The sequence below is a fragment of the Stenotrophomonas sp. genome (assembly GCF_032103445.1).
Lineage (GTDB): Bacteria > Pseudomonadota > Gammaproteobacteria > Xanthomonadales > Xanthomonadaceae > Stenotrophomonas.
Genome location: NZ_DAMDFR010000015.1, coordinates 54,053 through 66,734 on the forward strand (window position 1 = coordinate 54,053; position 12,682 = coordinate 66,734).

The 12,682-nt window shown below is 66.0% G+C and carries 12 protein-coding genes; 6 read left to right on the forward strand and 6 right to left on the reverse strand.

The features are described from left to right. Positions 1–6 precede the first annotated feature (6 nt). Complete coding sequence (locus tag RT551_RS07965; protein WP_313457207.1) at positions 7–375, forward strand: hypothetical protein; 369 nt, start codon at positions 7–9, stop codon at positions 373–375. Positions 376–379: 4 nt separating this feature from the next. On the opposite strand, the gene yiaA is transcribed toward RT551_RS07965, so the two are convergent. After that, positions 380–826, reverse strand: coding sequence for an inner membrane protein YiaA (yiaA, locus tag RT551_RS07970; protein WP_313457209.1), 447 nt, complete (start codon positions 824–826; stop codon positions 380–382). A gap of 153 nt (positions 827–979) precedes the next feature. Here yiaA and RT551_RS07975 point away from each other — a divergent pair, with 153 nt between their 5' ends. Beyond that, on the forward strand, positions 980–2,134 hold the full coding sequence (locus RT551_RS07975) for a PQQ-dependent sugar dehydrogenase (RefSeq protein ID WP_313457212.1): 1,155 nt from the start codon (positions 980–982) through the stop codon (positions 2,132–2,134). Between the two features lie 289 nt (positions 2,135–2,423). Here RT551_RS07975 and RT551_RS07980 read toward each other — a convergent pair whose 3' ends face one another. The 5 genes from RT551_RS07980 to tsaD all read right to left on the reverse strand — a co-directional run bounded on the left by RT551_RS07980 (position 2,424) and on the right by tsaD (position 8,934). Beyond that, complete coding sequence (locus RT551_RS07980) at positions 2,424–3,056, reverse strand: hypothetical protein (protein ID WP_313457214.1); 633 nt, start codon at positions 3,054–3,056, stop codon at positions 2,424–2,426. A 212-nt stretch (positions 3,057–3,268) separates the two neighbouring features. Beyond that, a complete protein-coding gene (locus tag RT551_RS07985) occupies positions 3,269–5,440 on the reverse strand; it encodes a glycoside hydrolase family 3 N-terminal domain-containing protein (RefSeq protein WP_313457217.1) in 2,172 nt (723 codons plus the stop codon). A 138-nt stretch (positions 5,441–5,578) separates the two neighbouring features. Then, entirely contained in the window at positions 5,579–6,856 is a 1,278-nt protein-coding gene (locus tag RT551_RS07990) for a mechanosensitive ion channel domain-containing protein (protein ID WP_313457220.1), read from the reverse strand. A gap of 129 nt (positions 6,857–6,985) precedes the next feature. Further along, positions 6,986–7,339: a dihydroneopterin aldolase gene (folB, locus tag RT551_RS07995; protein WP_311193546.1), complete on the reverse strand. Its 354-nt coding sequence runs from the start codon at positions 7,337–7,339 to the stop codon at positions 6,986–6,988. Positions 7,340–7,908: 569 nt separating this feature from the next. Continuing rightward, positions 7,909–8,934: a tRNA (adenosine(37)-N6)-threonylcarbamoyltransferase complex transferase subunit TsaD gene (gene tsaD, locus RT551_RS08000; protein ID WP_125360255.1), complete on the reverse strand. Its 1,026-nt coding sequence runs from the start codon at positions 8,932–8,934 to the stop codon at positions 7,909–7,911. A gap of 166 nt (positions 8,935–9,100) precedes the next feature. On the opposite strand from tsaD, the gene rpsU reads away from it, so the two are divergent. The 4 genes from rpsU to dnaG all read left to right on the forward strand — a co-directional run bounded on the left by rpsU (position 9,101) and on the right by dnaG (position 12,662). Beyond that, positions 9,101–9,316, forward strand: a complete 216-nt coding sequence (gene rpsU / locus RT551_RS08005) for a 30S ribosomal protein S21 (protein WP_002808376.1) — start codon at positions 9,101–9,103, stop codon at positions 9,314–9,316. A gap of 114 nt (positions 9,317–9,430) precedes the next feature. Then, on the forward strand, positions 9,431–9,874 hold the full coding sequence (locus RT551_RS08010) for a GatB/YqeY domain-containing protein (protein ID WP_313457223.1): 444 nt from the start codon (positions 9,431–9,433) through the stop codon (positions 9,872–9,874). Between the two features lie 117 nt (positions 9,875–9,991). After that, positions 9,992–10,921, forward strand: coding sequence for a YihY/virulence factor BrkB family protein (locus RT551_RS08015; RefSeq protein WP_313457225.1), 930 nt, complete (start codon positions 9,992–9,994; stop codon positions 10,919–10,921). Positions 10,922–10,934: 13 nt separating this feature from the next. After that, on the forward strand, positions 10,935–12,662 hold the full coding sequence (dnaG, locus tag RT551_RS08020) for a DNA primase (RefSeq protein WP_313457227.1): 1,728 nt from the start codon (positions 10,935–10,937) through the stop codon (positions 12,660–12,662). Positions 12,663–12,682: the final 20 nt, after the last annotated feature.

Genomic DNA, 12,682 nt, shown 5'->3' on the forward strand with positions numbered 1-12,682 from the left:
CCAGACATGAGCCCTGACTATCAGATTCCCGGCCGGGTGCCGGAAGACGGCGTGCCGCGCCAGGCAGTTGCCGATTATTGGCGCGAACGCTTCAGCGCGGAGCCGTATTACGACAGCAACAGCGAGCTGATATTTGATGACTACGAACCTGCGTATTACCTCGGCTACAGCGCGCGTCACCAGCGTACGCGGGCAGATGAGGTGATTGAGGCGTATGAGCAGGTTGAAGCGGAGCTGCAGTCGCGCTGGGCAAGTGAACATGCGAAGAGCAAGTTGACCTGGGAACAGGCGCGGAGCGCGGTGCAGCGTGGGTGGGATGAGTCCACCGCGTTGCGGCAGGCCCATTTGGACAAGGGCGTGCCGCGCGGGACGTGAGCCCTTATTCGCCCGGGAGCGGCGGCAGCTTGGCTGCGCGCTTCGGTTCATCAGCACCTGCGGCCATCAGGTCGCGGGTGTTCTTCTGTACGGCGACTGCGCCGAACAGGCTGAGCGCGAAGGCCATGCCGTAGAAGCCCTTTTCGCTGAGCAGCAGGGTGGCGTTCCACAGGCCGACCAGCAACAGCAGCAGCGAGGCCAGCAGGGCGAACCAGCACAGCGCGTAGTACAGGCCGCTGACCGGAATGCCTTCCACACGGTCGCGTACGCTCTTCTGCAGCGACACGGCGGCGAACAGGCCGAACAGCAGCAGGGTCAGGTAGTAACCCTTCTCGTTGAGGGCCATTTCGGCGTTGAACAGGCCGATCAGGTAGGCCGCCGCGCCCAGCAGCAGGGCGGTCCAGGAGGCCGCGATGAAGGCGGGGGAAGGCTTCTGTACGCTGATGCTCATGCTGCAAACTCCGTTTTGAGGCGTCCGTGTTGCCGCGTACGTTAGCTGAATCCGGCCCGCGCGCCTATCCGGGGTGACCTATGGTCCACGCGGCGTTGATGGCCATGCTGTACAACCATCGCTTCACATTGCACCCCTGACGGAGACACCCTCATGCCCCGCCATCTGCTGCTCACCCTGGCTCTTGCGGCCACCCCTGCCCTGTTCACCACCGCCTGCGTGGCCGCCGGCCCCACCGCCGCTGCCGCGCCGGTGATCCAGAAGGCCGACTGGCCGTTCAACGCCACCGAGGTCGCCAGGTTCGACCAGCCGTGGGCGATGGCCTTCCTGCCCGATGGCAGCCTGCTGGTGACCGAGAAGGAAGGCACGCTGCAGCACTTCAACGTGCAGACCGGCAAGCGCGCCGAGATCACCGGCCTGCCGAAGGTAGCCTACGGCGGCCAGGGCGGCCTGGGCGATGTGCTGCCGCACCCGGACTTCGCAAAGAACGGCTTTGTGTACGTGAGCTACGCCGAAGAGGGTGAAAACGACACCCGCGGCGCGGCGGTGGCGCGCGCCAAGCTGGTGCTGGCTGCGGACGGCAGCGGCGCGCTGCAGGACTTCAAGGTGATCTGGCGGCAGACCCCGAAGGTCAGCGGCAAGGGCCATTACGGCCACCGCCTGGCGTTCGGCCCGGACGGCAAGCTGTGGATCACCTCCAGCGAACGGCAGAAGTTCGACCCGGCGCAGGACATGACCGGCAACCTGGGCAAGATCATCCGTCTGAATGACGACGGCACCGTGCCGGGTGACAACCCGTTCGCCTCGCAGGGCGGCGTGGCGGCCCAGGCGTGGTCGATCGGCCATCGCAATGCGCTGGGTATTGCCTTCGACGCGAAGGGCAAGCTGTGGGTGCACGAGATGGGCCCGGCCGGCGGCGATGAGTTGAATCTGATCGTGCGCGGCAAGAACTATGGCTACCCGATTGTCTCCAACGGCAACCATTACGATGGCCGTGAGATTCCGGACCACAACACGCGTCCTGAGTTTGAAGCGCCGAAGATCACCTGGACGCCGGTGATTTCGCCGGCCGGTTTCATCATCTACAACGGTTCGCAGTTCCCGCAATGGAAGGGCAGCGGTTTCATTGGTGGGTTGTCGTCGACCTCGCTGGTGCGGGTTGCGTTTGATGGTGACAACGCGCGCGAGGCGGAACGGTTTGCGATGGGCGAGCGGATTCGTGAGGTGGAGCAAGGCCCGGATGGGGCGATCTGGGTGTTGGAGGATGGGAGCAACGGGCGGTTGTTGAAGTTGACGCCGAAGAAGTGATGAGGCGGTTCGCTTCGATTGGGGTCATTGCCCTAAAGGGGTGATCACCGTTATCGGCAGTCGACTCACGGTCGACTCTACCGAAGCATGCATCCCGGCGGTTCGTGCGATTCCGCCGGGCACGCATCCCGGCGGTTCGTGTAACGCCGCCGGGCATCCATGTTGGTGGGTTGCACACCGACAATGATGCGAGCAGCGGTAGGGTCGGTCGACAGACGACCGCCGATACGCGACCCGCGTTCTTTAACGCATGAACCCGTATCGACGACGCCGCCGGAACCGCCCGTAATCAACTACCGATGTTGTTGACCTTCACGTCGGACTTCGCACACGCCTTGTCCACGCACGTGCCGGTGATCCACACCTCGCCCTGCCCCAGCATCACGCCCTGCTGGTTGACGAACAGGGTGTCGAAACGCTGTTCTGCGATCAGCGCCTTCAACGCCGGCGTGACGATCTTCGCGTAATCACGCTGGAACGCAGCGGCATCGGCGAGCTTCACGGTCTTGCCGTCCACGCTCACGCGCACCGGGTAACGCAGCAGCCCTGCAACCGCAGCGGCATCATCAGCAGCAACACCACGCTGCAGTTCGGTGAACACCTTTTCGTACTGATCCACGTCGCCGAGCAGGCGTTCGATGCGCTGGCGTGCGTCGCCTTCCGCAGCGGCCGCGTGGTCATCGCCGGAAGCGGCGGCTTCACCGGCGGCTACTTCGGTGGTGGCGGGCGCGGGCGTGGTGGCCGGGGCCGGTTCGCTGGTTGCGGGGACCGCGTCGGGGGAATTGCCGGCGACCGGGGCGTCTTCCGCGGGGGCGGTGGCGGTGGGCGCTTCGGTGGTGCCGGAGGATTCGGGTTTGCTGCAGGCGGCCAGCCACAGGGGGGTGGTGAGGGCGAGCAGGAGGGGGAGGCGGTTCACGGTCATGGGGAGTCCTCGAACGAGACAAGGAGCCACCCTACCCCGTACGACGTCACGGCAAGGTAGTGCCGGCCGCTGGCCGGCAACCGCAGTTGCCCGTCCGAAGATCGCGTGGTTGCCGGCCAGCGGCCGGCGGTGTACGTGGTCTCACGCATTTGCCTGGTTGCCGGCCAGCGGCCGGCACTACCGGGATTCGCCCGGAACCCGACGTTATCGGTTTACGCGAGCAGCTCGAACTGCACGGCATCGCCGCTGATCGAACTCGCGCACACCCACACATCAAACAACCCGGGCTCGGCGCGATACACGCCATCGCGCCCGGTGAAACCCAGCGCATGGCGATCCAGGGTGAACACCACCTCGGCACTTTCGCCCGGCTGCAGCGCGATCTTGCGGAAGTCCTTCAGCTCACGCACCGGCCGCACGCGGCTGGCGACACGGTCGTGGATGTACAGCTGCACCACTTCCTCGCCGGCCACGGCACCGGTGTTGGTGACGGTGGTGGTGAGGGTGAGGGTGTCGTCCCAGCCGAGCTTGGCCTGGCTGAGCTTCGGCACGCCGTAACCGTAGGTGGTGTAGCCCATGCCATGCCCGAACGGATACAGCGGCGCGTTCGGAATCTCACGCCAGCGCGCCTTGAATTCGGACATGGTCGGCAGCTCGGGACGGCCGGTGCGTGGGTGGTTGTAGAAGAACGGCTGCTGCCCGCTGACCTGCGGGAAGCTGACCGGCAGGCGGCCGGACGGGTTGTAGTCGCCGAACAGCACGTCGGCCACGGCCGGGCCGGTCTGGGTGCCGAGGTACCAGGTGACCGCAACGGCAGCGGCATTGCGCACCGCGCCCTGCAGGGCCAGCGCGCGGCCGTTGCGCAGCAGCACCACTATCGGCTTGCCGGTCATGGCCACGGCTTCGGCCAATGCCTGCTGTGCCGGCGGCAGGGTGATTTCCACGCGCGACTGCGCTTCGCCGCTGTAGCGCTGCGGTTCGCCCAGGGCGAGCACCACCACGTCGGCACGCAGCGCGGCGGCCACGGCCTGTTCCACGCCGTCCTGCAGCGCGGCTTCCAGATCGCAGCCCGGCACGATTTCAAGCAGGCTTTCGTCGCTGATCGCGGCGCGCACGCCGGCTTCCAGGGTGACGTAGCGCGACTTGTCGCCGAACAGGGTCCAACAGCCTTCGATGTTCTCGCGGTCCTGCACGAACGGGCCGATCAGGGCGATCTTCTGCCCGGCCTTGCGCAGCGGCAGCACATTGCCTTCGTTCTTCAGCAGCACGATGGAACGGCGCGCGGCGTCACGCGACAGCTCGTCGTGCGCGGCGATGTGCGAGGTGTCGGCTTCGCGGGCGAGGTCGAGCGAACGGTACGGGTCGTCGAACAGGCCGATCGCTTCCTTCAGGTTGAGGATGCGGCGCACCGATTCATCCAGCGTGGCCATCGGCACTTCGCCGCGTTCCACCAGGCCCGGCAGGTGCTCGGCGTAGAAGCCGCTCTGCATGCTCAGGTCGAGGCCGGCGGTGAACGCCTTGGCGGTGGCATCGCGGTCATCGGCGGCGTAGCCGTGGGCCACCAGTTCCATGTCGGCGGTGTAGTCGGAGATGACCACGCCGGGGAAGTTCCACTCACCGCGCAGGATGTCGGTGAGCAGCTCGGCATTGGCGCTGGCGGGCACGCCGTTGATGTCGTTGAACGAGGACATCACGGTGATGGCACCGGCGTCGAAGGCGGCCTTGAACGGCGGCAGGTGCACGTCGCGCAGGGTCTGCGGCGAGATGTCCACCATGTTGTATTCCATGCCGGCCATCACCGCGCCGTAGGCGGCGAAGTGCTTGGGCGTGGACAGCAGCGCGTCGTGCGCGCGCAGGTCGGTGCCCTGGAAGCCACGCACGCGGGCGGCGGCGAACGCGCAGCCCAGCACCACGTCTTCGCCGGCACCTTCGGCACCACGGCCCCAGCGCTGGTCACGGGCGATGTCCACGGCCGGGGCGTAGGTCCAGTGCAGGCCGGCAGCGGTGGCTTCCACGGCGGTGGCGCGGGCGGTGCGCTCGGCCAGGTCGGGCTCGAAGCTGGCCGCTTCACCCAGCGGAATCGGGAACACGGTGCGCATGCCGTGAATGACGTCGGCGGCCAGGATCACCGGGATCTTCAGGCGGCTTTCTTCCAGCGCGACCTGCTGGATGCGGCGGCCGGCTTCCACGCCGACGCCGTTGAACAGCGAGCCGACCTTGCCCTCGCGGATCTGCTGCAGCACCTGGTCGGCATTGCTGACGTTGGCTTCCGGATTCACATCCGGGGCGAACGGCCGAACCATGTCTGCGAACACACCCAGCTGGCCGACTTTTTCTTCGACGGTCATCTGGGCAATGAGGGTTTCGATGCGATCGGAGGCCACCGGCGGTCCTTATGAAAACGTTTACAAGGCCGGGATTCTAGCGTCCCCAGCCCCGTTGTGAGTGATTTCGGCATTCATTTTTTTCCCCGGAAGGGGAAAACCCGACGCAGCGCACGCTGTGCCGGGCGGCACGGAAGCTTACTCCGTCGGGGACCGTACGGTCTGCGCGGTCATCAGCATGGCGTCGCTGGAGGCCTGGAACACGCGCAGCCCGAAGCTGGGCAGGATCGCCAGCAGGTGGTCGAACACGTCCGACTGCACGCCCTCATAGGTGCCCCAGGCGGTGCTGCGGGTGAAGCAGTAGATCTCCAGCGGCAGGCCTTCGGTGGTCGGCTGCAGCTGCCGTACCAGCAGGGTCATGTCCGTATGGATTCCGGGGTGGCTGCGCAGATAGCGCTCCACGTAGGCGCGGAAGGTGCCCAGGTTGGTGACCCGGCGCGCGTTGACCGCGGCCAGGCCCTGGGCCTGCAGCTGGGCATTGTGCTGGTCCAGCTCGTCCTGCTTTTCACGCAGGTAGTCGCCCAGCACGCTGAACTGCTCGAGCTGGTCCACGGCGGCCTCGTCGAGGAAGCCGACGCTGTGCTGATCGAGGTACAGCGCGCGCTTGATCCGGCGGCCGCCGGCTTCCTGCATGCCGCGCCAGTTCTTGAACGACTCGGTGACCAGCTTCTTGGTCGGAATGGTGGTGATGGTCTTGTCGAAGTTCTGCACGGTGATGGTGTGCAGGGCGATGTCGATGACGTCGCCATCGGCGTTCTGGCTGGGCATTTCAATCCAGTCGCCCAGTCGCACGCGGCCGTCGCCGCTGATCTGCACGCTGGCGACCAGGGAGAGGATGGTGTCCTGGAAGATCAGCATCAGCACGGCGGTGGCAGCGCCGAGGCCGGTGATCAGGGGGCCCATCTTCATACCGGTCAAGACGGTGAAAATGGACAGGCCCGCAATGATGAACACCACGATCTTGACCACCTGCAGGTAGCCCTTGATCGGCTTGTTGCGGGCGTCGGGGCGGCGTTCGTAGAGTTCGTTGGCGGCGTCCAGCGCGTGCGAAACGGCCAGCGCCACGGTGAGGATGCCCCAGGCGTGGCAGGCGGCGATGACCATGGTCACCAGCTGCGGCGGCAGGTCGGGCACGATGCGGATGCCGGCGGCCAGCACCATGCTGGGCACCACGTTGGACAGGCGCGAGATGACGCGCAGGTTGCTGCCCTGTTCGCGGCCGGAGGCGGTGCCACCGGGCAGGCGGGCGACCAGTTTGCGCAGGCCGCGCAGCAGGATCTTCTTGGTGACGAAATTGGCCAGCCAGGCGGCGAGGATCAGGGCGGCCAGGACGACTGCGGTGTAGGCCCAGGGCCAGGGTTCGAGGGTTTGTTGCAGGTCTTCGAGGAGCTTTACGGCGATTACGGCGTCTACCATCGTTCTTTGGGTTCCTTGGGGAGAGCAGCCGGGCAAGCCCGGCTCTACGAATGCGTGCCAGGCGGCCCGGCGTTGCGGATTGGCGCCAAGCCGCGTCCGGCGTTGCGGGTGCGCAGGCCGCGTCGGGCGTTACGGGGCCGAGCGTTCGATGATGACGCCGACGGCCTTGGCACCGCGCACGGCACCGGGCTTGCTGAGCTTGAGGCGCAGCCACTGCACATTGAATTCGCGCAGCACGATCTCGGCGATGCGTTCGGCCAGGGTTTCCACCAGGCCGAAGTCGGATTCGCGCACGAACTGTTCGATGCGCTTGCTCACGGCCTTGTAGTTCAGGGTGTCGGCAATGTCGTCGCTGGCGGCGGGCTTGCGGTTGTCGAAGCCCATTTCCAGGTCGAAGCGCAGGGTCTGGCGGATGCGCCGCTCCCAGTCGTAGATGCCGATCAGGGCGTCCACTTCCAGCCCTTCGATGAATACCTTGTCCATAGTCATGCCATATGAAATATGGGGGCCATGGTACCGGGGTGCGGCAGAACGTGCCGGAAACCGGTTGGGATCTAAAAACCCGGGCGCTTACGGCAACATCACGGCGTTATCGCCGCTTGAGCGAACTGAATGCGACTTGCCCTGCTCTTCTGATTTCTTCGGATGTGAGGAGGACCGCTTTCCTGCTGGTTCCGCCTGCGGGATCGCTCAATCGCCCCGAATCCGAGGACCGATCAATGATCCGGGCATTCGCGGCCCGGACCGCACGCAAGGTTATGAACTCTTTCAGATCTCGATTGGACATGGAGGACTCCCTTAGGCAGGTCCACATGCAGGCAAGAAACTGCATGGAAAAGTGAGCAGTCCGATCCATTATCAATTTCATCAATCGAACTGCTACCCCGTAGAGCCGGGCTTGCCCGGCTTTCCGACACCGCGCGATCGGCCGGCCAGCCGGGCAAGCCCGGCTCTACATGGCTTTCCGACATTGTGGTCGGCCGGTCATAAGGCCGGCATGGCAGGCAATCCGGCATGACGTGATAGGCAGAATTGGCGGCCAGAGCCCGGTTTTACACCGCTGGCAACGTAGCCATGTCCCAGCGCGGGGTGACCTGCACCTGCGGGGGGTTGTGCTGGCCGGCTTCCAGGCGCAGCGCGCCGGCGAAGGCGATCATCGCGCCGTTGTCGGTGCACAGCGCGGGGCGCGGGAAGCAGACGCGGCCGCCGCGGCGGCGGGCCATTTCGTCCAGGCGCGCGCGCAGGCGGCGGTTGGCTCCTACGCCACCGGCGACCACCAGCACGTCGCAGCCGGCGGCATCGAGGGCGCGGTCGCATTTGATGGCCAGGGTCTCGACCACGGCGTCTTCAAAGCCTCGGGCGATGTCGGCGCGGGTGGTCTCGCTCTGGTCGCTGTCGCGCCAGGCCATGAGGACCTGGGTCTTCAGGCCGGAGAAGCTGAAATCCAGCCCGGGGCGGTCGGTCATGGGGCGGGTGAACTTGTACACGCCCGGGGTGCCGCGTTCAGCCAGGGCGGCCAGCTGCGGGCCCCCGGGGTACGGCAGGCCCATCAGCTTGGCGGTCTTGTCGAACGCCTCGCCGGCGGCATCGTCCAGGGTCTCGCCGAGCAGGCGGTACTGGCCGATGCGGTCAACCGCGACCAGCTGGGTGTGGCCGCCGGAGACCAGCAGGGCCACGAACGGGGGCTCCGGCGGGTCGTCTTCCATCAGCGGGGCCAGCAGGTGGCCTTCCATGTGGTGCACGCCCACGGCGGGGACCTCCAGCGCCCAGGCCAGCGAACGGGCCACGCCCGCGCCGACCAGCAGCGCGCCGACCAGGCCGGGGCCGGCGGTGTAGGCCACCCCGTCGATGTCGTTCACGCCCAGCCCGGCCTCGGCCAGGGTCTGGCGGATCAGCGGCAGCAGTTTGCGCACGTGGTCGCGGCTGGCCAGTTCAGGCACCACCCCGCCGTATTCGGCGTGCAGGGCGATCTGGCTGTACACCGCATGGGCGCGCAGGGCTTCCGGGCCGGTCAGGGCGGTGTCGTACACCGCTACGCCGGTCTCATCACAGGATGATTCGATACCAAGGACTCGCATGCCTGCTATTATGGACCTCTTGCGGCCCCGGCAGCGTCATTGCCCGGGTGCCCAGTTCCTCCTCGTGGCCGGAAATTCGCCAGGGAGGGTTGCAACTTCCTTGTTCGCCGCTATAATGTGCGGCTCTCACCGGGCGTGACCCGGTTCTACTGTGTCCGGAGATTCCATGCCCAGCGTCAAAGTCCGCGAGAACGAGCCCTTCGAGTTTGCGCTCCGTCGCTTCAAGCGCACCTGCGAAAAGGCCGGCGTTCTGGCCGAAACCCGCAAGCGCGAGTTCTATGAAAAGCCGACCCAGGAGCGCAAGCGTAAGGCTGCTGCTGCTGTGAAGCGTCAGCTGCGCCGCTCGTCGCGCGACGTCACCAAGCGTCAGCGCCTGTACTGATCGGACGCACTTCGATGCGACAGGCTTGACCTGTCGCGACGAAGCCGAAGCCGGAACGCGCGAGCGTTACCGGCTTTTTGCGTTTCTACCCTATTCACCGAACCGAGGTGTTCCATGAGCATGAAGCAGCAGCTCACCGATGACATGAAGGCCGCCATGAAGGCGGGCGAAAAGCACAAGCTGGGCGTGATCCGCCTGATCAATGCCGCCATCAAGCAGAAGGAAGTGGACGAGCGCATCGAGCTGGATGACGCTGCGGTCATTGCCGTGCTGGACAAGATGGTCAAGCAGCGCAAGGACTCGATCACCCAGTACGACGCGGCCAACCGCGACGACCTGGCGCAGATCGAGCGCGACGAGCTGGTGGTGATTGAAGCCTACCTGCCGGCCAAGATGGGCGAAGCCGAGATCGTGGCGGCGATCCAGGCAGCGATCGCGGAAACCGGCGCTGCGGGCCCGACGGATATGGGCAAGCTGATGGGCGCGCTGAAGCCGAAGCTGGCGGGCCAGGCCGATATGGGTCTGGTGTCGAAGCTGGTGAAGCAGCAGTTGGGTTGATGTGAGAGTTGCGTGGGCCGGCCAACGGCCGGCGCTACCGGAAGGGCATCGCTTGATGAGGGCGATGCCCTTTTTGTTTTCACCGGGTCTTCGATGGGCGGCTGATAAAACGGGGTCATGGTTGAAGATTCGCACGATCACGGGGGCGTTCCGTTGCGCCTGCGCAAGTATGTGGACCGGCTGGAGCGCAGCTTTCCGGCCGCGGTCGGCAAGCGCTTCGTGGAGATCGACGTGCTGACCCAGGCGGCGTCGGTGTCGTTCTATGCCCTGCTCTCGATGGCCCCGCTGCTGGTGCTGCTGCTGTGGCTCACCGCTTCGCTGTATCCGCCGGCGCAGCAGGCGCTGGTCGGGCAGATTGCGGATGTGGCCGGGTCGAGCGCGGCCAGCGTGGCCGATACGGTGTTGAAGAACGCGGACAACCAGCCGGATGTGGGCTCGCTGGCGGGGGTGTGGAGCACCCTGCTGCTGTTTATTGGTGCCACGGCCGTGTTCGCGCAGCTGCAGAACGCGCTGAACCTGATCTTCAACACCAGCGGCGAGCGCCTGGAAGGCATCAAGGCCTGGCTGCGCAAGCGCGTGTTCTCGTTCGGCGTGGTGCTGGCGCTGGGCTTCCTGCTGATTCTGTCGATGACCGCCACCACCATTCTGCAGGTGGCGTTCGCCCAACTGCCTTCGGTGCTGCCGGCCATTGGCTATGTGACCACCCTGCTGCTGTATGCGGTGGCGTTCGCCTTCCTGTACCACTACCTGCCCGACCGCCGGGTTCAGTGGCGGCAAGCGTTCATTGGCGGGGTGATCACCTCGGCGCTGTTCGCGCTCGGCCGCTATGCCATTGGCGTGTACATCGCCACGGTGGCCCCAGGCAGCGCCTATGGGTCGATGGGGGCGCTGGTGATCTCGCTGGTGTGGATCTACTACGCCACAGTGGTGTTTTTCGTGGGCGCGCTGATGACCGCGGTAATCGATGAGCGCCTGCGGGCACGGAGTCATCTGGCACAGGCCGGCATTCCCTGCCCGAAGCCGGGCGAGACGGCCGGCAACGGGTAAACTAGACGGGCTCATGGCCCGTATCCCCGACGCTTTCATTGACGACCTGCTGGCCCGCTCCGACATTGTCGAAGTGGTGGGCAGCCGTGTGCCGCTGAAGCGCCAGGGCAAGGAATACGCGGCGCGCTGCCCGTTCCATGACGAGCGCTCGGCATCGTTCACGGTGTCGCCGACCAAGCAGTTCTATCACTGCTTCGGCTGCGGCGCGCATGGCACGGCGATCAGCTTCCTGATGAACTACGACCGCCTCGAGTTCCTTGACGCGGTGGACGAACTGGCCAAGCGCGTGGGCATGGAAGTGCCGCGTGACAGCCAGCCGCGCAGCGCGCAGCAGCAGGACGACAGCCGTGATCTGTACTCGGCGCTGGATGCGGCCTCGCGCTTCTTCCAGAAGCAGATGGAAGGCAGCGACAAGGCACGCAGCTACCTGGACCAGCGCGGCGTGGACGAAGCCACTCGTACCCGGTTCTCGATCGGCTATGCCCCGGACGGCTACAGCGCGCTGAAGGATGCGCTGGGCAAGGACGAGCGGCGGATGAAGCTGCTGGATCGCGCCGGGCTGTTCTCGAAGAACGACCGCGGGCATGTGTACGACAAGTTCCGCGACCGGGTGATGTTCCCGATCTTCGACCGCCGCGGCCGGGTGATCGCCTTCGGCGGCCGCGTGTTCGAGAAGGACGACGGCCCGAAGTACCTCAATTCCCCGGAAACCGCCCTCTTCCACAAGGGCCGCGAACTGTACGGCCTGTGGCAGGTGCGCCAGGCCAACCAGAAGATCGAGCGGCTGATCGTGGTGGAAGGCTACATGGACGTGGTGTCGCTGTTCCAGTTCGGGGTTACCCAGGCGGTGGCCACGCTGGGCACGGCGACCACGCCGGAGCACGCCGAGCTGCTGTTCCGCAATGCGCCGGACGTGTTCTTCTGTTTCGACGGCGACGCTGCCGGCCGCCGCGCCGGCTGGCGCGCGCTGGAATCGGTGCTGCCGCGCATGAAGGACGGCCGCCAGGCGTTCTTCCTGTTCCTGCCCGACGGCGAAGACCCGGACACCATCGTGCGCAAGGAAGGCAGTGAAGCGTTCGATGCGCGCCTGAAGCAGGCCACGCCACTGTCGCAGTTCTTCTTCGACGAGCTCACCCGTGAAATCAACATGGGCACGCTGGACGGCAAGGCCCGCTTGGCCGAGCGCGCGCGGCCGATGCTGGCGCAGATTCCGGATGGTGCGTTCGGCGACCTGATGAAGCAGCAGCTGGCGACGTTGACCGGGCTCGGCGCGAAGCCGGCCGCGGCCACACAGCCGACGCGTGCGCCGATGCGTAACACCGCGCCGGTGCAGAAGCGCAGCCTGGTGCGCGCGGCGATTGCGATCCTGCTGCAGCAGCCTTCGTTGGGGATGACGTTGCAGGGCCACCAGATCAACGGCCTGCGCCAGCCCGGCGTGGAGCTGCTGCTGGAACTGCTGGGGCTGGTGGAACAGCGCCCGGACATCAGCACCGGTGCGCTGCTGGAGCATTTCGAAGGCCGCGAAGAGCAGGCCTCGCTGCACAAGCTGGCCGCGCAGACGCTGCCGGGTGATGAGGCGGTGTGGACCCAGGAGCTGCACGATGCGGTGGCACAGCTGGAAAAGCAGCTGTTGCTGCAACGCCTGGAGGAGCTTCAGGCAAAGCAGCGCCAGCAGGGTCTGGACGATACTGACAAGTACGAGTTGCGCGAGCTGCTGAAGGCGCGCGCGACATTGCGATGACACTGCAAGGGAACCACCGA